Here is a 25,274-nt window from a genome sequence, read left to right as displayed (position 1 = left end):
ACTCACACCTCACCTCTTATCGTTGTCCGCATCATATCATATTCATTTCACAAAAAAACGAGATATTTGTCAGAGGAATTCGCCAAATAACCCTATATATTTATCTTATATGTATGCATTTGACTTCATTTGTAGAACAAAAAAACTAGATAGTAAAGACTATCTAGTTTTTCTCTCGAATATATTTTCGAACTTCAGAAATGAAATAAAGAGAACCTGTTATGATAAAAACATCATTTTCCCCTATCATTTCAACTTTTGTATCAATTGCCTCTTTCCAATTTTCAAAAACTAATTTTGATTCTTTTTGTGAATATGATGCAAGCTTGTCTGCAGAAATAGCACGATCAAAGGCGAATGTTGTAAAAATCATTTCATCTGCAATGGTTTCTAATCGGCCTACCATGTTATGCAATTGTTTATCACCAAGGGCAGTAAATAAAACTATTACATTTTTATCTTTGTAATGCGCTTCTACTGTCTTCACAAGGCTTTCGATACCTTCTGGATTATGAGCACCATCTATAATAATATCCGGGTTACTTTGTAGCTTTTCAAAGCGCCCAATCCAATACGCTTCCCGTAATCCCGTTCTTATTCCCTCTTCCTCAATTAAAAATGATAAATATGTTTTTACATACATTACTGCCATAAGTGCTAGCGCTGCATTTCCTACTTGATGAATACCTTTCATTGAGATTTGCAAATCTTCAAATGCGGTAAAAGGACAAGTAAAATCAAACTGTTCCCCATCTTCGTTAGACTGTTTATGTAACGCTGTAAAATGCTTGCCAAGTTCGTATAAGTTTGCATGGTTTTCCTTTGCAACATTTTGAATGACTTGCAAAGCTTCTTCATCTTTTACACCAGTAATTACCGGCACACCAGACTTAATAATCCCCGCCTTTTCATATGCAATTTCTCCTAGTGTATTCCCTAAAATATGCATATGATCGTGACCGATATTCGTAATAATCGTGAGAACAGGGTGTATAACATTGGTAGAATCAAAACGTCCACCGAGCCCTGTTTCAAATAAAACAACATCACAGAAATTGACTTTACCGAAATAGCAAATTGCCATAACAGTAATAATTTCAAACTCAGTCGCTTCCCCTAAATCCGTTTCATCTAGTTTTTCCACGACTGGTTTTACCATCTTTACGAGTTCAGTAATCTCTTCATCTGCAATTGGTGTTCCATTCACACTAATGCGTTCATTAAATGTTTCGATGTAAGGAGAGGTAAACGTTCCTACCTTATATTTCGCGCCTTCTAACATGTAACGCATATATGTTAACGTTGAACCTTTTCCATTTGTACCAGCAAGATGAATACATTTTATATGACGCTCTGGATTTCCGAGCTCTTCTAGCATCCAATTCATTCTTTCTAATCCTGGTTTAATACCAAATTTCAATCGGCTATGAATCCACCCTATCGCTTCTTCGTATGTATGTATCACGTATGCTTTTCCCCTTTCAAAAGACAACTTTCATAGTTCTATTATACGCAAAGAAAAGAGACTCACCAATATAGTGAGTCTCTAAAAATATTTTTACTTTTCAAGATCTGCTAGACGTTGACGAACTGCTTCGCGTTTTTCTAGGTAATCTTGCTCTTTCGCACGCTCTCCTTCAATAACCGCTGCAGGAGCTTTCGCTACAAAACCTTGGTTAGAAAGTTTCTTCTGTACACGTTCTACTTCTTTATCGAACTTCTCAAGTTCTTTCTCAAGACGAGCTCTCTCTTCATCAAGATTGATAAGATCAGCTAACGGTAAGAATAACTCTGCACCTGATACGATTGCAGTCATTGCTTTTTCTGGCGCTTGTAAGTCCGTTTGAATTGTTAATTCGCTTGGGTTACAGAAACGCTCAATGTAAGAGCTATTTTTCGTAAGTTGAGCAAGTACAGCCTCATCTTTTGCTTTAATTTGCATTTGAACTTTTTTGCTCATTGGCGTATTTACTTCTGCACGAATGTTACGAACAGAGCGAATGATATCAACTAGAAGGTGCATTTCTGCCGCAGCTTCCGTATCTTGTAAATCTTCGCGAACTGTTGGCCACGCAGCTACTGTAATAGATTCGCCTTCATGCGGTAAATGTTGCCAAATTTTCTCTGTTACGAATGGCATGAATGGGTGTAATAGACGCATTGTTTGATCTAATACGTAAGCTAAAATAGAACGAGTCGTTTTCTTAGCTGCTTCATCTTCACCGTATAGTGGAAGTTTCGCCATTTCAATGTACCAGTCACAGAAATCATCCCAAATGAAGTTGTATAATGAACGACCAGCTTCACCGAACTCATATTTATCCATGTTACGTGTTACACTCTCGATTGTTTCGTTTAAGCGAGTTAAGATCCACTTATCTGCAACTGATTTTTCACCAGTTAAATCGATTTCTTCATACTTCATATCATCCATGTTCATTAATACGAAACGTGATGCGTTCCAAATTTTATTAATGAAGTTCCAAGTAGATTCTACTTTTTCCATGCTGAAACGTAAATCTTGACCTGGTGCACTTCCTGTTGATAAGAAATAGCGCATTGCATCTGCACCGTACTTCTCGATAACATCCATTGGGTCAATACCGTTACCAAGAGATTTACTCATCTTACGACCTTGCTCATCACGAACTAAACCGTGAATTAATACATCTTTAAATGGACGCTCGCCTGTAAACTCTAAACCTTGGAAAATCATACGAGATACCCAGAAGAAGATGATGTCATAACCCGTTACTAGTGCATCTGTTGAATAGTAACGTTTGAAGTCTGCTGAATCTTCATTTGGCCAACCAAGTGTTGAGAATGGCCATAGCGCTGAACTGAACCATGTATCAAGTACGTCGTTATCTTGATTCCAGTTTTCAATATCTGCTGGTGCTTCTGTACCTACGTATACTTCACCAGTTTCTTTATGGTACCAAGCTGGAATACGGTGTCCCCACCATAATTGACGAGAAATACACCAGTCATGAATATTTTCCATCCATCGTAAATATGTGTTTTCAAAACGCTCTGGTACGAACGTTACTTTTTCTTCTTCTTTTTGTTGAAGCGCTACTGCTTTTTCAGCAAGTGGAGCCATTTTTACGAACCATTGTGTTGATAAGTAAGGCTCAACAACTGCACCGCTACGCTCACTATGACCTACTGAATGCATATGTGGCTCGATTTCTACTAATACGCCAGCTTCTTGTAAGTCTTTCACTAATTCTTTACGGCATTCGAAACGATCCATACCGTTATATTTACCAGCTTTTTCGTTCATCGATCCATCTTCGTTCATTACTAAGATGCGTGGTAAGTCATGACGGTTACCTACTTCAAAGTCGTTCGGGTCATGAGCTGGTGTAATTTTTACAACGCCTGTTCCGAAGTCTTTTTCTACGTACTCATCAGCAATAATCGGAATCTCACGGCCTACGATTGGAAGTGTAACTGTTTTTCCGATTAAATGTTTGTAACGATCATCTTCTGGATGAACTGCTACCGCTGTATCACCAAGCATCGTTTCTGGACGAGTAGTAGCAAGGCGAATGTGACCTGAACCGTCTGTTAACGGATAGTTCATATGGTAGAATGCACCTTGAACTTCTTTATGAATTACTTCAATATCAGAAAGAGCTGTGCGTGTTGCTGGATCCCAGTTGATAATATATTCACCGCGGTAAATTAAGCCTTTTTCGTATAATTGAACGAATACTTTATTAACCGCATCAGATAAACCTTCGTCTAATGTGAAACGTTCGCGAGAATAGTCTAGTCCTAAACCAACTTTCCCCCATTGTTGACGAATGTGAGAAGCGTACTCTTCTTTCCACTCCCAAGCTTTTTCAAGGAATTTCTCACGGCCAAGATCGTAACGTGAAATACCTTCTTCACGAAGTTTTCCTTCTACTTTCGCTTGTGTTGCGATACCAGCATGGTCCATTCCTGGAAGCCATAGCACATCGTAACCTTGCATACGCTTCGTACGAGTTAAAATATCTTGAAGAGTTGTATCCCAAGCATGACCTAAGTGTAACTTACCAGTTACGTTCGGAGGTGGAATTACAATTGTATACGGTTGTTTCTTCTCGTCTCCTGTTGCTTCAAAATATTTGCCTTCAAGCCACCATTGATAAAGGCCTTCTTCAACGGACATATGATCATATTTAGTTGGTAAATTCTTTTCCGTGTTTGACATTATTTTCCCTCCTTAAAATAAAAAATGTCCCTCATCCAAAAAGGACGAGGGACATCGCGGTACCACCTTTATTTACAAACAAATTCATAATTTGCTTATACTCTTAATTTGATAACGGACAAATCCGTCTTTTCCTAATGAGAACTATTCTGTTCAGAAAAGATGCTCCAGGGCTACCTTCTAACATAACTATCTAGAGAATCTCCCAGCTACTGATTCTCCTCTCTGAAGACGTTTCATGTTATACTCTTCCCCTTCAAGGCATTTATATGATTGTTAATTATTATATACAATAGTGTAAAAAACGAAACCTTATTCGTCAAGATAAATTTAAAACTATGACTTTTCGGGTGAATATAAAGAAGATAAGTAGCATTCTCTACTTATCTTCTTTATCCCGCTATTTGCGGGCAATAAGACCCCACCTCAAAATTCAGCTGAAGCAAAGAAGTTAGGTTGATTAAAGTTTTACTTTACCCGTTCCCTTGCTGGGCAGCTTGTAATTGTGACAGGAAATATTCTATATTGCTAACGAGCCAATGCGATTGTTGCAAACTCTTTACTCCGCGCAGTTCATTTTCCTCGTTGCGATTATCTCTTCTTTTCTTATAAGACTGGATTTGCCGAATAAATTGCGATGGATACGTCATATACGCAAACATAAGTAGTTGCTCTTCTTTCGTAAAAGGGAAATTTTTTTGATACATTTGAAACCATTCAAACCGATCACTTCTTGCGATTGGATATGTGTTTAAAGACCGTGAATAAAAACCTACTATATCTTGCACAGGCGTTGCAAACTTCGATTTTTCCAAACTAATAAAATAGCCATTTCGCTCATAGTCAAATAAAAAATGATTAAGTGACACGTTACCATGCACAAAAGTAATACGTGTTTTCTCTTTTTCTTTCATCGCATCGTTCCACTCATTTAATTGCTTCGTTGCAAATTCACGCGCTCTCATTACATGATGATAGTACGTACAATATTGTAATTCAAACGGGGACATATACCATTTTGATTCAGATTCTACGAGAAACTCTTCTAACATCTCACCATCATTTTCCCAGCGATCGGATATAGTTGTATAATGTTTTTCTAAATCTTCTTCCGTATATGTTTCTTCCTTCACAGTTTTTTGATGCAACGTTCCAAGTGTCTGAAACATTTTATGGTATTGATCATTATCCTCGCCGTTTCCTTCTGCACGTTCTAACCAAGGCATTAAATAATAATTATACGTCCCGTCACTTAAAATATAATTTCCATCCGTCGCGTGGTATATAGGTACATAATTTGAAAAACCTTTCTCCTTCAAATATTGAATATGATGCAGAAAATTATTCCGCTCTAACTTTCTGCCTTCTATTTTCTTGAGTGCATATGGACCTTGATTCGTATAAATTTTCATTACGCTTCCGTGCTCTTCCATATGCTGCGTATCCAATCTATATTGCCTCACGATAGGTTCATAGTGATTTCGTAATTCAATATCCATACGAATAACCCTTTCTATTCAAAACATAGCCTCTAAGAAAAGAAGCGAGTGAAAACACTCACTTCCTTATTTCGCCTTTACCCTTGAAACGGGAATATAAATAATTTGCCCCGTATTTAAAAATATATCTTCTGTTTGATTGACACGGCACACATTTTGCACAGACGTTTCATAACGTTCTGCAATAGATTCAATTGTATCCCCTTCTTGCACGAAATACATTCTTAACTTTGTAAATTCTTCTTCCGGTTCTTTCGTAAATAGTTTTGTTAAATAAAGCGCATTTTCATCTCGCTGTGAGTACTCTTCTTCTTGTTCTTCCTGCTTTTTCGCTTTTTCTTTCTTGAAATCTTTTCGCCCAAACAATTCAAATTGCGGCGTTGTTTCTTGCTCCTCTTCACGCTCCACAAATTCATGTTCCTCTATCTTCTCTTCTTCTAATTCCTGCTCTTTTCTTTCCTCTAATTGGAACGGTTCAAATGCGTAATCTTCCCACTCATCTGATTCCTTATATGCTGGTTCTTCTACATGCGGCGCCGGTCTATTTTCATCCTCTTGTGCTGAATCTTCTTCTAACTCAGCATACACCGTTTCTTCCTCTTCAGCTTCATCCTCGTTTCTCTCTTCATCACACAAACCGGTAATAGATATATCCGCTAATAATTGTAAGCAACCATTTTCCTTTAATTCATAATCAAATTCCTCAATTGATACATATAGCTCTTCAATTACTTTCACTCGATTTCTCGGAATTGATATTTCAAGCGGAAAGGAATGAACAAGTTCATTAACCCCATCCTCCCTTGTTTCTACATAATCAATTGACTTTGCTGGCGATAGTTCTCTTAATGAATACGCCGAATCATCTTTTCGTGCAACATACTCTCCCGTTAAATCTAATTGCCCTCTCACGATTACTTCATGATCAAGCTCTTCTATCTCAACGTCTGGATCTAACGAAATTGACAAAAGTTCATCGACTTCCTGTCCCTTTTGGAACCAAACAGATTCTTTTAATGAAAATCGTAACGAATGATCTGCAGCCACTTCTTTTCCCCCTCCCAAACTATATGTCATTACAGATTTATGTAGGGAAAGCTTACTTTATGAATAAAAAAAAATCGCCCCCCTTATGGAGAGCGATTTTTCTCTAATACATTATTTTAATTTTGACATTGCAATTTCAGCTGCTGCAATCGTCGCCTCAATATCTGCGTCACTATGTGCTGTCGATAAGAATAAACCTTCGAATTGAGATGGCGGTAAGAATACACCTTGTTCTACCATTTCACGATAGTAAGCCGCAAAGAATTCTAAGTTTGAAGATTTTGCTGCATCGTAATTAATAACGGGCTCATCTGTAAAGAAAATACCAATCATAGAACCTGCACGGTTAATATGATGTGGAATGCCATGTTTTTCAGCTGCTTTACGTAATCCTGCTTCTAACATTTCAGCTTTACGCTCAAATTCTACATATGATTCTGGCGTTAACTGTACTAACGTTTCATAACCTGCTGCCATTGCAAGTGGATTACCTGATAAAGTACCAGCTTGGTAAATCGGTCCGCTTGGTGCAACTTGGCGCATAATTTCTGCTTTACCACCGTATGCTCCTACTGGTAAACCACCACCGATTACTTTACCTAAGCATGTTAAATCAGGTGTTACGCCATAATAACCTTGGCCACAATTATAAGCTACTCGGAACCCTGTCATTACTTCATCAAAAATAAGCAATGCACCGTTTTGTTCTGTTACTTCACGAAGACCTTCTAAAAATCCAGGCTGCGGAGGAACAACCCCCATATTTCCTGCTACTGGTTCTACAATTACACAAGCAATATCATCAACGAATTGTTCAAACGCGTATTTTACGCTTTCTAAATCGTTATAAGCTACTGTAATCGTATTTTTCGCTACACCTTCTGGTACACCAGGACTATCTGGTAAACCTAAAGTCGCCACACCAGAACCAGCTTTAATTAATAGCGAATCACCATGACCGTGGTAACAACCAATAAATTTCAAGATTTTATTACGACCTGTATAACCACGAGCTAAACGTAGTGCACTCATTGTTGCTTCCGTTCCAGAGTTAACCATACGCACAATCTCAATTGATGGCACGCGCTCAATAACAAGTTTTGCTAATTTATTTTCAATTTCTGTTGGTGCACCGAAGCTTGTACCTCTTTCAGCAACAGATTTTAACGCTTCTACAACACGATCATTTGCATGACCATGAATTAAAGGCCCCCATGATAATACGTAGTCGATGTATTCATTCCCATCAATATCATATACTTTAGAGCCTTTTCCACGCTCCATAAACAACGGATTCATCCCAACAGATTTAAAAGCACGAACCGGGCTATTTACGCCACCAGGCATTAAGTCTTGTGCCTCTTCAAACGCCGCAATCGATTTATCAAACTTTTTCATTATTTAGCGCCTCCTTCTTGTAACCATTTTGCTGCATCTTTTGCATGATACGTAATAATTAAGTCTGCTCCTGCACGTTTCATACTAATTAATTTTTCAAGAACAACTTCTTTTTCATTAATCCAGCCATTTTGCGCTGCCGCTTTAATCATCGAATATTCACCACTTACATTATAAGCGACAACTGGTAAATTAAAGTTATTTTTCACATCACGAACGATATCTAAGTAAGAAAGAGCTGGTTTTACGATTAAGAAATCTGCACCTTCCATTACATCTGATTCTGCTTCACGGAATGCTTCCATACGGTTTGCTGGATCCATTTGATATGTTTTACGGTCACCAAATTGCGGTGCACCGTGCGCAGCATCACGGAATGGTCCATAAAATGCTGATGAATATTTCACAGCGTACGACATAACTGGCACGTGTCCAAAACCATTTTCGTCTAATGCATGGCGAATTGCTGTTACGAAGCCGTCCATCATGTTTGATGGCGCAATAATGTCCGCTCCTGCTTTCGCTTGACTTACAGCTGTTTTCGCAAGAACTGCAAGAGACTCGTCATTTAAAATAATACCATCTTCAATTACACCGCAATGACCATGGCTTGTAAATTGACATAAACATGTGTCTGCGACTACTACTAGCTCAGGGAAATCACCTTTAATTTGCTGAATAGCACGTTGTACAATTCCATGATCACAATATGCTGATGATCCAACTTCATCCTTTTCAGCAGGTAAACCAAATACAATAACAGAACGAATACCTAAATCAACAACTTCTTGCATTTCAGCTTGCAATAAATCTAAAGAAATTTGATATACGCCTGGCATAGAAGGAACTTCATTACGAACATTTTCACCTTCTAATACAAAAATAGGGTAAATAAAATCTTCCGTATGTAAAAACGTTTCACGCACAAGCGCACGCATGCCCCCGCTTTGTCTTAAACGACGATGACGATTAAATTGTAAAGAGTTCATATATTTCTATCCCCATTCTTTTTTATAGATTCACAAACACATTGTAGTAATGCTTCTACAGTGTACTCTTTCGGCACAATAACAGACGGAAAATAACGACTTGCCTCTTTTTCCGTAATAGGTCCTATACAAGCAATTGTACATTTTTTTGTCCATTCTCTCCAGTTTGCACCCTCAAGTAAACGAACAAAACTAGTAACAGTTGAAGGACTCGTAAATGTAATAATGTCTACTTCTCCTAACTTCAACGCTGCTATAAGCTCTTGCTTTTTTTCTACATTCACTTTCGTACCGTATACGATCAACTCATCTAGAGAAACACCAATTTCACGCAGTTTAACTGGTATTACATCTCTTGCTAAATTGCCTTTTGGAAATAAAATACGTTCGTTTCCATTTAATTCTTTTAGAAACTCTTCGGCAAATGCTTCTGCAACAAATGAATTCGGGACAAAATGAACTTGATAGCCCCTTTTTTCTAACTCTAATTTTGTTTTCACACCTACCGCAGCGATTTTAATGGTTAGTGGTAGTTTCTTTTTTAAACTATCTAGAAAAAAAGCTACACCATTTCTGCTCGTAAAAATAACCCAGTCGTATGAATGTAGCTGCTCTTCAATATGTTGAATTTGCCTATGAGACATACCTTCCATACGCAAAAGCGGAATTTCCAATGGAATTCCGCTCTTTTCTTTCACTGCTACACTCATTTGTTTCGCTTGATGCTGGGCACGTGTAATCAATACCGTTTTTCCAGCGAGAGCGTTCATATTTATTGTTGCTCCTTATTTGCAGCAAGAATGAGTTCTTTGGCGCCTTGTTTAATTAAACGGTCCGCGGCCTCTAATCCTACTTCTTCAGGATTAGTACCCACTACTGTCTCTTTTAATAAAACAGAGCCATCCATAGAGCCGACAAGAGCTGTTAATTCGATTGCATCGTTTTCTGTAAGGGTTGCATATCCAGCGATTGGAACTTGGCATCCACCTTCAAGTTTATGAAGAAATACTCGCTCCGCTGCCACTGTTCTTTCTGTTATCGCATCATTAATATGCGATAACAATTGCAATAAATCCTTATCATCCTCACGACATTCAATCGCTAATGCACCTTGTCCTACAGCAGGTACACATAACGTCTCATCTAAATGTTCTGTAATAACTTCATCATCCCAGCCCATTCTTTGTAATCCAGCTGTCGCTAAAATAATCGCATCGTAATCTTCTTCTTTTAATTTACGTAAACGTGTATCGATATTTCCACGAATCCACTTCACTTGTAAATCTGGTCTCGCAGCGAGTAGCTGTGCACTACGTCTTAAACTACTCGTACCTAAAATAGCACCTTCCGCTAACTCTTTAAACGATGCTCCATTTTTTGAGATAAAGGCATCCCGAGGGTCAACACGCTTTGGTGTACAGCCAATCATTAAACCTTCTGGAAGTACGGCCGGCATATCTTTCATACTATGTACAGCCATATCGATTTCTTTCGTAAGTAACGCATGCTCAATTTCTTTAACGAACAAGCCTTTTCCGCCTACTTTTGAAAGAGTAACATCTAAAATAACATCACCTTTTGTGACAATTTCTTTCACTTCAAATTCATATGGTAGACCTAGCGCTTTTAACTGATCAATAAACCAGTTTGTTTGCGTTAATGCTAGTTTACTCTTTCGTGACCCTACAATAATTTTGCGCATAATTCTCTCTCCTCATTATAAATACCAAAAGTGGAAATTGGATAAACTGCTTAATAGAAAAATGTTTACTAGCATTACGAGAAACGATCCGATATTCCACTGTACAATTTTCTTACCTTGCAACACATCTGCCGCTCGTAAATATAAACCTGTGCAATACACAAATAGAACGACAAAAGATCCGATTACTTTCGTATCATACCAATGGAAATTGTCCAATTTTGTATATCCCCATATACACCCCAATAAAATTGCTAGTAAGAAAAATGGAACAGAAAATAAATTTAATCCGTAAGACGTAGATTCAAGCTTCGGTAAATTCCCTAACCTTCTTAATCTCGCATTCCACTTTTTCTTTTTTAATAGGCGATATTGCAGTAAATACATAATAGAAAAAATAAACGATACCGTAAACGTTGCATAAGAAATAATCGCCATTCCAACATGCACGTATACAAGTTCTGAAACTAATTGCTCTGCAAGTACTGGCGACATCTTTCCGAGCGGTGTAAAAATAGAAAAAGCGCTTACGCCAAATGCAACAACATTTGTAAAGAAGACTAAAAAGTCAACGCGCATAAATCGATTTATGACTAACGACATCGTAATCAATAACCAAACATAAAAATAAATCCCTGATAATAAAGTTAAAATGGGATTCGTTTCTGAATCTGTCGCCCTAAGCAACATAAAAATAGACTGCAATACCCATACAATCGAAAGTAACCAAAAAGCAAATCGGTTCGCCTTTCGGTTACTTTGGAAATAATCTATAAAATATAAACTAATGCTACAAGCATATAAAATAATTGCAATATGATAAATAATACTGTTATTTAAAAAACTCATCCGATCATCCTTCCAAATTATAAAGATGGAACGGATGGTGTCCACACTCTTTTATGTTCTACTTCTTCCGCACGACTCTCTACTTCTTCCGTTTCTAAATCAAAAATCTTTGCAAATAACGCTAGTTTTTCGCTCGCTCCCTCTTCAGCAGCTATTTCTTTTGCTACTAAAATTGGGTCTTTTAATAATTGATTAATAATACTTTTCGTATGCTTACTAATAACTTTTTTCTCACGATCACTAAGGTTTGGTATTTTTCGCTCTAGGCTTACCATCGTTTCACTTTGGATTGCAAGTGCCTTATCACGAAGAGCTGCTATTAACGGAACAACACCAAGTGTACTTAACCACGTTTTAAATAGAACAATTTCCTCTTCAATCATAAATTGAATTTTCTCTGCTTCTTTCAAACGCTCAGCACGGTTTGCCTCCACTACTCCTTGCAGATCATCAATGTCATACAAGAAAGAACCTTCTAACTCATCAATCGCTGGATCAATATCACGTGGTACTGCAATATCAACCATAAATAAAGGACGACCAGAGCGCATTTTCTCTACCTTTGTCATCATCTCTTTCGTAATGACATACTCTGATGCACCAGTTGAACTAATTAAAATATCTGCTTCTAATAATGCACATTGTAATTCGCTTAACGATTTTGCATGTCCCATATATTTCTCAGCCATTACTTCTGCTTTCGAAAGCGTCCTATTCATAACTGTTACTTTACGAGCACCACTTCCATATAAGTTTTGCAATGCAAGTTCGCCCATTTTACCAGCACCAAGAATAAGCACATGACAATCTGTTAACTCGCCAAATATTTTCTTTCCAAGCTCAACAGCAGCATAACTAACAGACATCGCACTTTCACCAATTGTTGTTTCTGAGTGGGCACGTTTTGCTAATGTAATGACTTGCTTAAACAATTCATTAAAAATTGTGCCTGTTGCTTTAACTTGTTGTGCTTCTAAAAAGCTATCTTTTATTTGGCCTAAAATCTGTGTTTCTCCCACTACCATAGAATCTAAACCGCACGTTACGCGGAATAAATGGTCTATTGCACCATCTTGTTCAAAAATAGTTAAATATGGTGCGACTTCTTCTATTTCAAGCTGAAACCAATCAGCTAAAAATTTCTTAATATAATACCGTCCCGTGTGTAATTGATCTACAACAGCATAAATCTCAGTGCGATTACAAGTTGATACAATGACATTCTCTAACACGCTCTTTTGATTTTGTAATGTAGTCATCGCTCGCTCTAGCTCTGCTGCCTGAAATGTGAGTTTCTCACGAAATTCTACAGGGGCTGTTCGATAATTTACACTAACAACAAGAATATGCACGCAGCATGTCCCCCTTCACCCGTTTTATCACTTTATCTACTATCATAATACAACTTTCCTCTTATGAATCTGACAATCGTGTGAACAACCGATTATTTTTTAATTATTCTCCGTATGTAATAAAGGAGATTCAGCAAACTAATAAAAAAACTTCTACTTTATAATGATTATAAATTAATAACTCTATTTGTACGTTACCAAAAAAAGTCCTCATAATCAAGTGATGGAAACTATTCCATATAAATTATAACATCATCTTTCCTATCTTCTTTCATCATGAAGGAAAATATGTATGATTGTTCCAAAATGTAGCAGACACTTTCTCAATACAATGTATTTGACATTTTATTTATTTTTCGTTATATTGATTTTACAAAATTAAATTGTGCACAACTTAATAAGAAGGGAGTTATGTATGACAGAGGACTCTTTGCATCTAGATAACCAACTTTGTTTTTCTATTTATGCCTGCTCTAGAGAGGTTACTCGTTTTTATCGACCTTATTTAGAAGAGATGGGTATTACGTATCCCCAGTACATTACTTTACTCGTACTATGGGAGCAAGATGGACTAACAGTAAAAGAAATTGGAGAACGTCTATTTTTAGATTCCGGTACGTTAACACCTATGTTAAAACGAATGGAATCATTAACACTTGTAAAACGTGTTCGTTCCAAAGAAGACGAGCGAAAAGTTTGTATTGAATTAACAGAACAAGGCAAAGATTTAAAGGAAAAGGCTTGTTCATTACCGACAACGATGGCTACAAACTTAGGAATTACAGAGCAAGAATATCGCTCTTTATTAATTCAACTAAATAAACTAATTGAAACAATGAAAACAATTAATGATGGAAAAGGGGAATAAATGTGGATAAATTATATACTGCTTCAGTAACAGCAACAGGTGGAAGAAATGGGAAAGTAATTTCAGATGATGGCATATTAAATCTTGATGTGAAAATGCCGAAAGCACTAGGTGGTGCAGGTGGAGAAGCAACAAATCCAGAACAACTATTTGCAGCTGGTTATGCAGCTTGTTTCGATAGTGCATTACAACTTGTCATTCGTACAAAACGTATGAAAGTAGAAAGTACAGAAGTAACCGCTCACGTTTCTATCGGAAAAGATACAGATGGTGGTTTTGGCCTATCTGCCGTGCTTGATGTACATGTCGCTGGCGTTTCACATAGCGAAGCACAAGAACTTGTAGAAGCGGCTCACGGTGTATGTCCTTACTCTAAAGCAACACGAGGTAATATTGAAGTTACATTAAACGTACGTTAACAGCTTATATAAAGAAAAAAACGCGCGACATTCGTCACGCGTTTTTTGTTTTTGTCATTTTATGAATTGCCTTCCACGCTTCTTCTTTTCCAAGTCCTGTTTCAGAAGAGAATAGAACGATTTCATCGCCAATTTCAACAGCAAGCGTTTCTTTTACAACTTTTAAATGCTTTTGCCATTTCCCTTTCGGGATTTTATCAGCTTTCGTCGCAATAATAATTGTTGGGATTTCATAATGCTTTAAGAAATCATACATCATCACGTCATCACTTGTCGGTTGGTGACGTAAATCAACTACTAATACAGCTGCGTCTAATTGCTTACGCGTTGTAAAGTACGTTTCAATCATTTTCCCCCATGCCGCGCGCTCCGATTTAGACACTTTCGCATATCCATAACCTGGAACGTCAACAAAATGCATCATCTCATTGATCAAGAAAAAGTTCAGCGTTTGCGTTTTTCCTGGTTTAGAAGAAATACGCACTAACTTTTTACGATTTAAAATTTTATTAATAAAGGAAGACTTCCCGACATTTGAACGACCTGCTAATGCAATTTCTGGTAAATCACTGTCTGGATATTGTTCTGGTTTAACAGCACTAATTACAATATCTGCTTTTGTTACTTTCATTGTTTCACTCCTACTAATGCGTGCTCCAATACTTCATCTAAATGAGATGCAAGCACAAACGTAAGGTTTTCTTTTACGCTCTCTGGAATATCATCTAAATCTTTCTCGTTTTCTGCTGGCAAAATAATTTTTGTTAAGCCTGCGCGGTGAGCACTTAATGTTTTTTCTTTTAAGCCACCAATTGGTAATACACGACCACGAAGTGTAATTTCACCTGTCATACCTACTTCTTTACTTACAGGAATACCTGTTAGTGCAGAAATAAGTGCCGTTGCCATCGTAATACCTGCTGACGGTCCATCTTTCGGAACTGCTCCTTCTGGAACATGAATATGAATATCATTTTTCTCATGGAAATTCGGATCAATCTGAAGCTCTTCTGCACGAGAACGTATATAACTAAACGCAGCTTGTGCTGATTCTTTCATAACATCCCCAAGTTTCCCTGTTAAAATTAGTTTCCCTTTTCCTGGCGCTACAGAAACTTCAATTGCAAGTGTATCGCCGCCTGCTGCTGTGTAAGCTAGACCTGTTGCCATACCAACTTGGTCTGTTTTTTCAGCTTGCCCATAACGGAATATGTGTTTACCAAGTAAATCAACAATCTTTTTCTCTGTCACAACGATACGTTTACGTTCTGCTGTAACGATAATTTTCGCTACTTTACGGCAAACTTTTGCAATTTGGCGTTCTAGCGTACGAACACCAGCCTCACGTGTATAATAACGAATAATTTCAAGAAGCGCTTCATCACGTACTTGTAAATTACCTTTTCGTAAGCCATGCTCTTTTAATTGTTTCGGCAATAAATGCTCACGAGCAATGTGTACTTTTTCAAGTTCTGTATAGCCAGCAATCGAAATGATTTCCATACGGTCAAGTAACGGACCTGGAATACTTGAAAGTGTATTAGCAGTTGCTACAAACATAACTTTCGATAGATCATATGGTTCTTCAATGTAATGATCACTGAAGTTATGGTTTTGTTCTGGATCTAATACTTCAAGTAATGCTGCTGATGGATCTCCACGGAAATCGTTAGACATTTTATCAATCTCATCTAATAAGAAGACTGGATTAACTGTTTTCGCCTTTTTCATACCTTGAATAATGCGTCCTGGCATTGCTCCAACATATGTACGGCGGTGACCACGAATTTCAGATTCATCACGCACACCACCAAGAGATACACGGACAAAGTTACGATTCAATGATGTTGCAATTGAACGCGCTAACGAAGTTTTTCCGACCCCAGGAGGGCCTACTAAACAAAGGATAGGTCCTTTTAATGAATTCGTTAACTTCTGTACAGCTAAATATTCAAGTACACGCTCTTTCACTTTTTCAAGACCGTAATGATCGTTATTTAAAATCTCTTCCGAATGAGCAAGATCAATTATATCTTCTGTTGCCTCTGTCCACGGAAGCGCTAATAACCAATCAATATAATTGCGAATAACACCACTCTCCGCAGAACTTGCTGGTAACTTTTCATAACGATCTAATTCTTTCAGCGCAGCCTTCATTGTTTCTTCAGGCATTCCTGACTGTTCAATTTTTTCACGAAGTTCTTCTACTTCTCCACCCTTACCTTCTTTGTCGCCAAGTTCAGTTTGAATCGCCTTCATTTGCTCACGTAAGAAATATTCTTTTTGCGTGCGCTCCATTGAACGTTTCACTTGTTGCCCAATTTTCTTTTCTAGGCTAAGTAACTCTTGTTCATCTTGAATAATTGAAATAAGTGTATGTAATCGTTCTTTTACAGATACAATCTCTAGAATCTCTTGTTTCTGCTTCGTTTTAATCGGCAAGTGAGAAGCAATTAAATCAGCTAATCTCCCTGGTTCCTCTACATCAGCTACCGTTGCAAATGTTTCATTTGAAACTTTTTTCGAAACTTTAATATATTGTTCGAAATGCTCCAGTAACGTACGCATAAGAGCTTTCTCTTCTAAATCATCTTCTACTTCTTCAGTTACCGTTTTAATAGACACTTGTACTACATTCTCTTCTTCGATAAACTCTATTACTTCTGCTCTATGTAAACCTTCCACAAGGACACGAAGCGTACCGTTCGGCAATTTTAGCATTTGCTTTACTTTCGCCACTGTACCTACACTATATATGTCATCTTCTTTCGGATCATCGATATTCATTTCTTTTTGCATTGCTAAAAAGATGATATTTTCATCCATTGCCGCCTGCTCTAGTGCTTGTATCGATTTATCACGTCCTACATCAAGATGCAAAACCATCGTTGGATATACGAGAACGCCTCTTAATGGTAGGAGGGGCACGATTCTTTCGTTCGTATTCATACTAGACATAGCACCTCCATAATAAATTAAACTCCTGTTCAACTATTTTATATTACAATACACCTAGATGCAATTGCTGAGATTCCTCGCAATTGTAAATAGCTTGTTTTTCTACCTCACGAAAAGAAAAAAGACTCCGATTAAGCATACAAACTTAAACGAAGTCTGGCAAATTTTATTATTGTTTATTTTTACATAGATTGTGCATCTGTTTCGTCTACGTTAGTATGTACATCTAGCTCTCTATGCATATTTTCTTGCATAAACGTTAACTCAAATACTTCTTTTAATTTACGGACAGGAATAATTTCGATTCCCTTTATCGTATACAAAAATGGTTGCATATTTTCAGCAGGAATAATGACTTTCTTAGCTCCCGCTTTTTTCGCAGCTTTTATTTTTGCGTACACGCCACCAATAGGCTTTACTTCTCCGTGTATACTTATTTCACCTGTCATCGCTACTTCATTATTTACATATGTGCGATGCACCGCAGAATATACACCTGTTGCCATAGCGATTCCTGCAGAAGGTCCATCAATTGGGATACCACCTGGAAAATTAATATGTATATCGTATCCTTCTGGCAACACATCTAAAGAACGAAGTACTGTTAATACATTATCAACAGAGCCTTTTGCCATACTTTTACGGCGAATCGATTTCGTTTGACTACCAATACTTTCTTCTTCTACAATTCCGGTAACATTTACCGATCCTTTATCTTTTGCCGGAATTGCTGTTACTTCAATTTCTAATAACGCACCTGTATTTGGTCCGTATACAGCAAGACCATTTACAAGACCAATCCTTGGAATCGGATAAATGTGCTTTTCGTATTTCGGTGTAAGCTGACTTGAGTGAACAACCCACTCTATATCTTCATCTTTAATGAAAGAACGTTCTTCATTTATCGCCATACCAGCAGAAATTTGTACGAGATTAATCGCCTCTCGTCCATTTCTTGCATACATCCCAATCATTTCAATACCATTTTCACCTATTTGCATTTCCACTTTTTCCGCAGCGTTTTTCGCTACTTTTTGAATCTCTTCCGTATCTAATTCACGGAAAAATACTTCTAAGCAACGTGATCGAATAGCAGGAGGAATTTCCTCTGGCGAACGTGTCGTTGCTCCAACTAAGCGAAAATCTGCCGGTAAGCCTTTTTGGAAAATATCATGTATATATGTTGGGATCATCGTATTTTCTTCACTATAGTACGCACTTTCTAAAAATACTTTTCGATCTTCTAACACCTTTAACATTTTGTTCATTTGAATCGGATGGAGTTCGCCAATCTCATCAATAAACAAAATACCACCATGCGCATCTGTTACAGCACCTTTTTTCGGTTGCGGAATACCTGCTTGCCCCATCGCCCCAGCACCTTGATAAATCGGATCATGCACCGAACCAATTAAAGGGTCTGCGATACCACGTTCATCAAACCGAGCTGTCGTCGCATCAAGTTCAATAAATGTTGCATTCGTACGAAATGGAGATTTAGGATTTCGTTTCGCTTCTTCTAATACAAGACGTGCTGCCGCTGTTTTCCCAACACCTGGCGGACCATATATGATTACATGTTGCGGATTCGGACCACAAAGAGCCGCTTTTAAGGACTTAATCCCGTCCTCTTGCCCTACAATATCTAAAAAGGTTGTAGGACGCACCTTTTCTGCTAGCGGCTCTGTTAAAGAAATCTCACGCATTTTACGAAGCTGTTCTAATTCTTTTTTCGATTCTCGATCAATTGAAACTTTTTGTGTTCGTTGATTTCGAAGTAAATGCCAGAAATATAATCCGACAATTACACCAAAAACAAGTTGAACAACTAAAAATATATTTGTCCAGCTCATTATTTATTTCCTCCCGCAATATTTTATCTCTTAGTATTTCCGCGGAGGAACGTAGCTAAACATAAAGAAAAACAGCAATTATAAAAATTGCTGTTTCCCTTTCGCATTATGCAGATGTTTTTGTATCAAGTACAGTACCGTCTTGTAACACCAATTTTGGCGGTTCATTATCAGCTACTGTTTCTTTTGTAAGAATACACTTCTCGATATCTTTACGAGATGGAAGTTCGAACATTACATCAAGCATTAAGCCTTCAATAATAGAACGAAGTCCACGAGCACCCGTTTTACGTTCAATTGCTTTTTTCGCAATTTCGATTAGTGCACCTTCTTCAAACTCTAACTCAACATCGTCAAGCTCCAATAGTTTTTGGAATTGCTTAACAAGTGCATTTTTCGGTTTCGTTAAAATATCAACAAGAGCATCTTCATCAAGTGGCTCTAGGTTCGCAATAACTGGAAGACGACCGATAAACTCTGGAATTAAACCAAATCTTAAAAGATCCTCTGGTAATACGTGAGATAAAACATGCTTCTCATTTACATCAGCATTTTTCTTCTCAGAACCAAATCCAATTACTTTCTCACCAAGGCGACGTTTAATAATCGGCTCAATGCCATCAAACGCTCCACCACAAATGAATAAGATGTTCGTTGTATCAATTTGAATAAACTCTTGGTGCGGATGCTTACGACCACCTTGAGGTGGAACGCTTGCTACAGTACCTTCTAAAATTTTCAGAAGTGCCTGCTGCACACCTTCACCAGATACATCACGTGTAATTGATGGATTTTCGGACTTACGTGCCACTTTATCAATCTCATCAATATAAATGATTCCTTTTTCCGCTTTCTCTACATCATAATCAGCTGCTTGAATTAATTTTAGTAAGATATTTTCTACATCTTCCCCAACATATCCAGCTTCTGTTAAAGATGTTGCGTCCGCGATTGCAAATGGAACATTTAGAATACGCGCTAACGTTTGTGCAAGTAATGTTTTACCACTACCTGTTGGCCCGATAAGTGCGATATTACTCTTCGCTAATTCTACATCATCAATTTTGCTGTTAGAATTAATGCGTTTGTAATGGTTATATACCGCTACCGCTAGTGCTTTTTTCGCGCTATCTTGCCCGATGACATACTCATCTAAGATTTCACGAATTTCTACCGGTTTCGGTACATCTTTGAATTCTACTTCTTCGTCCTTCGCAAGCTCCTCTTGTACAATTTCAGTACAAAGTTCGATACACTCGTCACAAATGTAAACACCTGGACCTGCCACTAACTTTCGAACTTGCGTTTGTGTTTTACCACAGAAAGAACATTTTAATTGCCCTTTTTCATCATTAAATTTAAACATATTTTCACACCCCTTACAAAGTGCTAACCTCTTGCCTTCGTATGTACACGATAAATGTATCGTATGTAAATACATATTATGTCACTACGTGGCGAGAAATACAAATAATATGACTAGTTATGTACAAATAAAAAAATTTTAAAACTTTTGAAATATGTATATTCGACTTGTAAAGGAACTTTTCCTTCTCCATCGAAAAGTTTTATAAATATATTTCTATATTTATAAAACAAGGCACGATTAGAATCGTGCCTTGTTATTTTATTATGCAGCGTTTTCTACTAAGAAGTCTACAGCTTTACGCACTTTAAGATCTTCAGCTAAAGCGTCTACGCTTCCAAGAGCTTGCTTGATAGCGTCTACTGGCATACCGTACATTTCAGCCATTTTTTCAACTTCTGCAGTTACTTCTTCTTCAGTAACTTCGATGTTTTCAGCTTCAATGATAGCTTCAAGAACAAGATTGATTCTTACACGTTTTTGTGCATCTTCTTTCATTTGCTCTTTTAATTTGTCAGCGTCAGTACCTGTGAATTGGTAGTAAAGCTCAAGGTTCATACCTTGTTGGCTTAAACGTTGCTCGAATTCACGAACCATACGATCTAACTCAGTGTTGATCATAGCTTCTGGAATTTCGATTTCAGCGTTAGCAGCAGCTAATTCTACTACTTCGTCACGTACTTTGTGCTCAGCTTCGTGCTTTTTGCCTTCTTCTAAGTTTGTGCGAAGTTTTGCTTTTAATTCATCAAGAGTTGCAACCGCTTCGTCTGCTTCTTTAGCGAACTCGTCGTTTAACTCAGGAAGTTCTTTTGTTTTGATTTCGTGAATTGTTACTTTGAATGTTGCTGGTTTGCCAGCTAATTCAGCAGCATGGTACTCTTCTGGGAATGATACTTCAACGTCTTTAGACTCACCAGATTTAAGACCGATTACTTGCTCTTCGAAACCTGGGATGAATGTACCAGAACCGATTGCTAGAGAGTAGTTTTCGCCTTTTCCGCCTTCAAATGCTTCGCCATCAACGAAACCTTCGAAGTCGATTACAGCTGTATCACCGTTTTCAACAGTTCCTTCTTCTTTAACAACTAGTTCAGCTTGACGCTCTTGTAAAGATTTTAATTCGTTCTCTACATCTTCGTCAGTTACAGTTGTTTCAACTTTTTCTACTGCTAAACCTTTGTACTCACCTAATTTAACTTCAGGTTTCACTGTAACTTTTGCAGTGAAGATAAGGTTAGCATTTTTTTCGAACTTCTCGATGTCGATTTCAGGATGATCAACTGGGAAGATACCAGCTTCTTCAATCGCTTCACCGTATGCTTTTGGTAAAATAATATCTAAAGCATCTTGGTATAAAGATTCAATACCAAAGCGTTGTTCGAATAATGGACGAGGCATTTTTCCTTTACGGAAACCTGGTACGTTAATTGTTTTTACTACTTTTTTGAACGCAGCGTCGATAGAGTTGTTTACTTCTTTAGCATCAACTTCGATTGTTAAAACGCCAACGTTACCTTCTAATTTTTCCCATTTTGTAGACATTTATTCTTTCCCTCCAACTATAATAATGTATGCACATACCTCTATAGATTAAGATCTTCATTATCTCTTTTTTGAAATAACAAATACACAAATAATCCTCTAGCAAAAGCTTTCAGATATAATGTTCCAATCTACTAATTGCCCAGAAGACAACTACGGTATATTTTGTTCGAGAATAATATGAAACATATTAAGTAAGAGAATTACACTTCTCTTCTCTTACAAACAGGCAGATTTCCGCCTTTTGCAACCCTTACATTATAACATAGAATATGCTCGTTTCAAGAACTGAACGATTCTTTTTCATAATTATACGGGCAAATATCCTTCTCTTTCAACACGTAATAACCATTGATAGGCAATATGAAACTCTTCCAATTCGATATTATATGCTGCCATAAGCTCTTCTTCATCTATAGCCAATCCGAAACGCTTTCTTCCAATTCTCTCTAAAACAGCTGACCAAATCTCTTCTTTATCCATTAATAGAGCGAATGGGAAAACGCTAATTTGCAACTCTTTCCAATATGTAACCATTGCTTCAAATATATCGGGATAATTTTGCTCTAATCGGCTTGATAATTTATGTATAATGTTATTGGATTGCTCCTCATTATGACCTGTAAATGCTGGAATCACCTTAATCGTATTTCCAAACTTTTCTACCTCTATTTCTTCTTCTACCTGACTTTCTATCATTTTATACAAAATAGAAGTTTTCAAATAGGGGTGCTGCTCTTCGTCTATTAAAAATTTCTTTAAAACAGGTAATGCAAGATCTAAGTCTTTTAACGAAAGTCGCTGAATCGCTCTTAGCTTCTGTCCAAAGTTTTCTCCAAAAATTTCATTAGTAAACTCATCCAATTCAAAATTTGAATCCACTAGCGATGCGTCTCCCTCATTTAGCATACCTTCTGCAAATAAAGCAAGCTGCGCTAATTTTTCCTTTTGATCAGGCATTATATCTTTCGTTTGTAAAACCTTTTCAACAGTTTCAATAACACCTTCATAATCATTTGTTTGAACTAAAATAGTTACGTACGTTTCAAGAATATCACCAAATAAGACAACTCCTGTTTTAAGCAACTGTTCACATTTGTCTTTCGCTTCTTCCATACGTTTTAATTCAAGTAAACAAATAACTGAAGCTAATTCCGTTTGTTCCGTTTCCGCATTATACTGACGTAGTATTTCAAAGCAACGCAATGCATCTTCGAATTCCCGCTCTTTCAGCGCTAAAAAACCTTCATCAATATAGCGCTCTGATAGTTGTGGAAACAATACGACCGTATTTTCTTTTTTATCCATACGTCCGCCTCTTTTTCTTGATTTTAATTATGTTCAAAGTAAATATATCAAATGCGTAATGAGAACACAACATCCCTAAACTATTTGTTTGAAATATGGAAATATTTAATTTTTACATTCCAATACGAATAAATTTCAACTAAAAATTAAAATTGCACAAATAAAAATCCCCAGCAACAAGCGCAGAGGATTCATCATTAATGGAAAGCTTTTATAATTGTGGGGTATATTACAAGGGTAATAATTTGGAGAACAATAATTGCCATAACAATCATGCTAAAATAGAAGATTGGTTTACTTCGCTTCATTAAAAACATAATAATAAGCATCGTACAAGCAAACAAACTTAAGAAGAACAAACTTGTTGTCGAACTAAGTATACCACTTGGGACAAAGAACAATAACACTACACTACAAGTACCTATAATTCCAAATAACCATTCCATTCATTCACTCATTCCCTTTCCCTCTCATGGCTGTTTTCTCTAAGCGATCAAATGTTTCACAACATCAACTACATACGTTAATTTCTCATACGCTACAAATCCAAAAGCAACCGTTAAGCCCGTTACAACTAATCCTTTCATCATTTTTTCCTCCTCGTTTTATCGTTGTTATCTTCATTATAAAAGATTAGCAATTTCTTACCATCGAACTACCTTACAGTTACCTTACAGAATTGTAAGATTTCAAAAAGAGATTGAAAAACACCTCATATCGCTTGAGGTGCTTTCACGGAATTTCTCTATAATCACTTGTAAAATCAACTTTTTTCTTTTAGTTATTTTTGGACGAATCGACTCTTAAACTAATAGATTTACTAAATAATTTAGAATCAAAATAATTATTCGTTACTTTTCTTAACTTACTTTCAGATATTTTCGTATTACAAGAAAACAACTGGTGAAAATCGTGTTAATATATTTTTGTACAATTAAGAATTTAATTTACAAGGGGGATTATATATGTTTAAAAAAATGGCGGCAGATGTATTAGGACTAAGCGATGTAGGTTCTGTCATTACACCTAAAGACTATGATAAGGTCGATGCTGATGATTATGTGATGCATGAAGATGGGGAGAAAATTTACTTTCTAATTAAATCCAAATCAGATGAATATTGCTTCACAAACAAAGGGTTAATTCACTTAGACGGTACAAGCGCAACAAGCAAAAAACGTACACTGCGCCGCTATAGCTATAGCAAATATCAAATTAAAAACGTAGCACTTGAAACTGCAGGAACGATTGATTTAGATGTAGAAATTAAGTTTCAAATGGGCGATGAACATTACTCAATTGATGTTCATAAAAAACATATTGAAGAATTAAAAGATTTATATAAGGCTTTACTTAAAATCGAAGAAATTTCATACGACAACGATATTACATTACAATATGCACATAAAAGTTTAGATATGGCATCTAATGCTTTTAGCCGTATTTCAAACGCACAAGTAAACTTAGCAGAGCAATTTAAAGAAACGAACGAGATTGCCTTTAACTGGCTTGTTGATACGAAGAAACAATATAATGTGAAAGATTATGGTTTTGTCTTTGACAAGTTTATTAACAACTAATTTAAAATACACAAAAAACCTTGTTATCAAAAGATAACAAGGTTTTCTTAGCGTCCCAGGAGAGATTCGAACTCCCGCTCCGCCCATTTCCGTACTATTTTATATATTTGGATCGCAGTCTTAATATATCTTCTCCTTCGCGAATGCCTGCCGATCCCTTCCTCACATTTTTTACGACAGTCCAATTCGGGTTAGTTTCATCACCGATATTCTGTACTGTAAAATTGCCATCACCATATTTCCGGTGACCTTCTGCCAATTTCTCCGTTAAATCATTCTCATTTGATCTCGCCATCTTTGCGCCATCTCCCTTTTTTATACGACCTTCTTAAACCCTCTA

At 37.0% G+C, this 25,274-nt stretch carries 21 protein-coding genes and 1 other annotated feature; of the genes, 3 read left to right on the top strand and 18 right to left on the bottom strand.

What is annotated here, in order from left to right:
• Positions 1-163: 163 nt before the first annotated feature.
• The 10 genes from AC1Q8L_RS10255 to hemA all read right to left on the bottom strand — a co-directional run bounded on the left by AC1Q8L_RS10255 (position 164) and on the right by hemA (position 13,040).
• On the bottom strand, positions 164-1,465 hold the full coding sequence (locus AC1Q8L_RS10255; RefSeq protein WP_000582037.1) for a bifunctional folylpolyglutamate synthase/dihydrofolate synthase: 1,302 nt from the start codon (positions 1,463-1,465) through the stop codon (positions 164-166).
• Positions 1,466-1,558: 93 nt separating this feature from the next.
• On the bottom strand, positions 1,559-4,204 hold the full coding sequence (locus tag AC1Q8L_RS10250; protein ID WP_000072222.1) for a valine--tRNA ligase: 2,646 nt from the start codon (positions 4,202-4,204) through the stop codon (positions 1,559-1,561).
• Between the two features lie 37 nt (positions 4,205-4,241).
• Positions 4,242-4,473 (bottom strand) — a binding site (T-box leader).
• 204 nt (positions 4,474-4,677) lie between these two features.
• Positions 4,678-5,703, bottom strand: a complete 1,026-nt coding sequence (ysxE, locus tag AC1Q8L_RS10245) for a spore coat protein YsxE (RefSeq protein WP_000350660.1) — start codon at positions 5,701-5,703, stop codon at positions 4,678-4,680.
• 66 nt (positions 5,704-5,769) lie between these two features.
• Positions 5,770-6,780 (bottom strand): stage VI sporulation protein D, encoded by a 1,011-nt coding sequence (gene spoVID / locus AC1Q8L_RS10240; protein ID WP_003271973.1) that lies wholly within the window; start codon positions 6,778-6,780, stop codon positions 5,770-5,772.
• A gap of 81 nt (positions 6,781-6,861) precedes the next feature.
• Complete coding sequence (gene hemL, locus AC1Q8L_RS10235; RefSeq protein WP_492339435.1) at positions 6,862-8,148, bottom strand: glutamate-1-semialdehyde 2,1-aminomutase; 1,287 nt, start codon at positions 8,146-8,148, stop codon at positions 6,862-6,864.
• Positions 8,148-9,137 carry a porphobilinogen synthase gene (gene hemB / locus AC1Q8L_RS10230; RefSeq protein WP_001087056.1) on the bottom strand — a complete coding sequence of 330 codons (990 nt, stop codon included), beginning with the start codon at positions 9,135-9,137 and terminating at the stop codon, positions 8,148-8,150. The genes hemL and hemB overlap by 1 nt, the downstream gene beginning before the upstream one ends.
• Positions 9,134-9,907, bottom strand: a complete 774-nt coding sequence (gene hemD / locus AC1Q8L_RS10225) for a uroporphyrinogen-III synthase (RefSeq protein WP_000992341.1) — start codon at positions 9,905-9,907, stop codon at positions 9,134-9,136. The genes hemB and hemD overlap by 4 nt, the downstream gene beginning before the upstream one ends.
• A 2-nt stretch (positions 9,908-9,909) precedes the next feature.
• The gene (gene hemC / locus AC1Q8L_RS10220) at positions 9,910-10,839 is read right to left on the bottom strand and encodes a hydroxymethylbilane synthase (protein ID WP_001226406.1); all 930 of its coding nucleotides are present in this window, start codon (positions 10,837-10,839) and stop codon (positions 9,910-9,912) included.
• 15 nt (positions 10,840-10,854) lie between these two features.
• Complete coding sequence (locus AC1Q8L_RS10215) at positions 10,855-11,688, bottom strand: cytochrome c biogenesis protein (RefSeq protein ID WP_000009005.1); 834 nt, start codon at positions 11,686-11,688, stop codon at positions 10,855-10,857.
• Between the two features lie 17 nt (positions 11,689-11,705).
• Positions 11,706-13,040 (bottom strand): glutamyl-tRNA reductase, encoded by a 1,335-nt coding sequence (gene hemA, locus AC1Q8L_RS10210; protein ID WP_000547865.1) that lies wholly within the window; start codon positions 13,038-13,040, stop codon positions 11,706-11,708.
• A gap of 415 nt (positions 13,041-13,455) precedes the next feature.
• Between hemA and AC1Q8L_RS10205 the strand changes: the two genes are divergently transcribed.
• A complete protein-coding gene (locus AC1Q8L_RS10205; RefSeq protein ID WP_000133921.1) occupies positions 13,456-13,908 on the top strand; it encodes a MarR family winged helix-turn-helix transcriptional regulator in 453 nt (150 codons plus the stop codon).
• A 2-nt stretch (positions 13,909-13,910) separates the two neighbouring features.
• Positions 13,911-14,327 carry an organic hydroperoxide resistance protein gene (locus AC1Q8L_RS10200; protein ID WP_000359768.1) on the top strand — a complete coding sequence of 139 codons (417 nt, stop codon included), beginning with the start codon at positions 13,911-13,913 and terminating at the stop codon, positions 14,325-14,327.
• A gap of 34 nt (positions 14,328-14,361) precedes the next feature.
• Here the strand turns inward: AC1Q8L_RS10200 and ysxC are convergent, their stop codons facing one another.
• From ysxC to AC1Q8L_RS10165, 7 genes are all read right to left on the bottom strand, one after another.
• Positions 14,362-14,958 (bottom strand): ribosome biogenesis GTP-binding protein YsxC, encoded by a 597-nt coding sequence (gene ysxC / locus AC1Q8L_RS10195; protein WP_000869118.1) that lies wholly within the window; start codon positions 14,956-14,958, stop codon positions 14,362-14,364.
• Positions 14,955-17,285: an endopeptidase La gene (lon, locus tag AC1Q8L_RS10190; protein WP_000097288.1), complete on the bottom strand. Its 2,331-nt coding sequence runs from the start codon at positions 17,283-17,285 to the stop codon at positions 14,955-14,957. The genes ysxC and lon overlap by 4 nt, the downstream gene beginning before the upstream one ends.
• A gap of 182 nt (positions 17,286-17,467) precedes the next feature.
• The gene (gene lonB, locus AC1Q8L_RS10185) at positions 17,468-19,138 is read right to left on the bottom strand and encodes an ATP-dependent protease LonB (protein ID WP_000119173.1); all 1,671 of its coding nucleotides are present in this window, start codon (positions 19,136-19,138) and stop codon (positions 17,468-17,470) included.
• A gap of 106 nt (positions 19,139-19,244) precedes the next feature.
• Positions 19,245-20,504: an ATP-dependent protease ATP-binding subunit ClpX gene (gene clpX / locus AC1Q8L_RS10180; protein ID WP_000472289.1), complete on the bottom strand. Its 1,260-nt coding sequence runs from the start codon at positions 20,502-20,504 to the stop codon at positions 19,245-19,247.
• Positions 20,505-20,768: 264 nt separating this feature from the next.
• On the bottom strand, positions 20,769-22,046 hold the full coding sequence (tig, locus tag AC1Q8L_RS10175; RefSeq protein WP_000105215.1) for a trigger factor: 1,278 nt from the start codon (positions 22,044-22,046) through the stop codon (positions 20,769-20,771).
• 309 nt (positions 22,047-22,355) lie between these two features.
• A complete protein-coding gene (locus tag AC1Q8L_RS10170; RefSeq protein WP_000358255.1) occupies positions 22,356-23,354 on the bottom strand; it encodes a hypothetical protein in 999 nt (332 codons plus the stop codon).
• Positions 23,355-23,551: 197 nt separating this feature from the next.
• Positions 23,552-23,800 (bottom strand): hypothetical protein, encoded by a 249-nt coding sequence (locus AC1Q8L_RS10165; RefSeq protein WP_001983650.1) that lies wholly within the window; start codon positions 23,798-23,800, stop codon positions 23,552-23,554.
• Positions 23,801-24,319: 519 nt separating this feature from the next.
• Here AC1Q8L_RS10165 and AC1Q8L_RS10160 point away from each other — a divergent pair.
• Entirely contained in the window at positions 24,320-24,934 is a 615-nt protein-coding gene (locus AC1Q8L_RS10160) for a PH domain-containing protein (protein WP_016512281.1), read from the top strand.
• A gap of 94 nt (positions 24,935-25,028) precedes the next feature.
• Here the strand turns inward: AC1Q8L_RS10160 and AC1Q8L_RS10155 are convergent, their stop codons facing one another.
• Complete coding sequence (locus AC1Q8L_RS10155) at positions 25,029-25,229, bottom strand: hypothetical protein (protein ID WP_000124460.1); 201 nt, start codon at positions 25,227-25,229, stop codon at positions 25,029-25,031.
• Positions 25,230-25,274 lie beyond the last annotated feature (45 nt).

Source organism: Bacillus sp. GW823-FHT06A11, assembly GCF_058795355.1.
Note: the sequence above shows the minus strand (reverse complement) of the source record. Positions and strands in the feature narration are given on the sequence as shown.

Excerpts from the sequence above, each read along its gene's own strand:
- AC1Q8L_RS10250 (WP_000072222.1), bottom strand. The coding sequence starts at position 4,204 with ATGTCAAACACGGAAAAGAATTTACCAACTAAATATGATCATATGTCC.
- ysxE (WP_000350660.1), bottom strand. The coding sequence starts at position 5,703 with ATGGATATTGAATTACGAAATCACTATGAACCTATCGTGAGGCAATAT.
- spoVID (WP_003271973.1), bottom strand. The coding sequence starts at position 6,780 with ATGACATATAGTTTGGGAGGGGGAAAAGAAGTGGCTGCAGATCATTCG.
- hemL (WP_492339435.1), bottom strand. The coding sequence starts at position 8,148 with ATGAAAAAGTTTGATAAATCGATTGCGGCGTTTGAAGAGGCACAAGAC.
- hemB (WP_001087056.1), bottom strand. The coding sequence starts at position 9,137 with ATGAACTCTTTACAATTTAATCGTCATCGTCGTTTAAGACAAAGCGGG.
- hemD (WP_000992341.1), bottom strand. The coding sequence starts at position 9,907 with ATGAACGCTCTCGCTGGAAAAACGGTATTGATTACACGTGCCCAGCAT.
- hemC (WP_001226406.1), bottom strand. The coding sequence starts at position 10,839 with ATGCGCAAAATTATTGTAGGGTCACGAAAGAGTAAACTAGCATTAACG.
- AC1Q8L_RS10215 (WP_000009005.1), bottom strand. The coding sequence starts at position 11,688 with ATGAGTTTTTTAAATAACAGTATTATTTATCATATTGCAATTATTTTA.
- AC1Q8L_RS10205 (WP_000133921.1), top strand. The coding sequence starts at position 13,456 with ATGACAGAGGACTCTTTGCATCTAGATAACCAACTTTGTTTTTCTATT.
- ysxC (WP_000869118.1), bottom strand. The coding sequence starts at position 14,958 with ATGAAAGTAACAAAAGCAGATATTGTAATTAGTGCTGTTAAACCAGAA.
- lon (WP_000097288.1), bottom strand. The coding sequence starts at position 17,285 with ATGTCTAGTATGAATACGAACGAAAGAATCGTGCCCCTCCTACCATTA.
- lonB (WP_000119173.1), bottom strand. The coding sequence starts at position 19,138 with ATGAGCTGGACAAATATATTTTTAGTTGTTCAACTTGTTTTTGGTGTA.
- clpX (WP_000472289.1), bottom strand. The coding sequence starts at position 20,504 with ATGTTTAAATTTAATGATGAAAAAGGGCAATTAAAATGTTCTTTCTGT.
- tig (WP_000105215.1), bottom strand. The coding sequence starts at position 22,046 with ATGTCTACAAAATGGGAAAAATTAGAAGGTAACGTTGGCGTTTTAACA.
- AC1Q8L_RS10170 (WP_000358255.1), bottom strand. The coding sequence starts at position 23,354 with ATGGATAAAAAAGAAAATACGGTCGTATTGTTTCCACAACTATCAGAG.
- AC1Q8L_RS10165 (WP_001983650.1), bottom strand. The coding sequence starts at position 23,800 with ATGGAATGGTTATTTGGAATTATAGGTACTTGTAGTGTAGTGTTATTG.
- AC1Q8L_RS10160 (WP_016512281.1), top strand. The coding sequence starts at position 24,320 with ATGTTTAAAAAAATGGCGGCAGATGTATTAGGACTAAGCGATGTAGGT.
- AC1Q8L_RS10155 (WP_000124460.1), bottom strand. The coding sequence starts at position 25,229 with ATGGCGAGATCAAATGAGAATGATTTAACGGAGAAATTGGCAGAAGGT.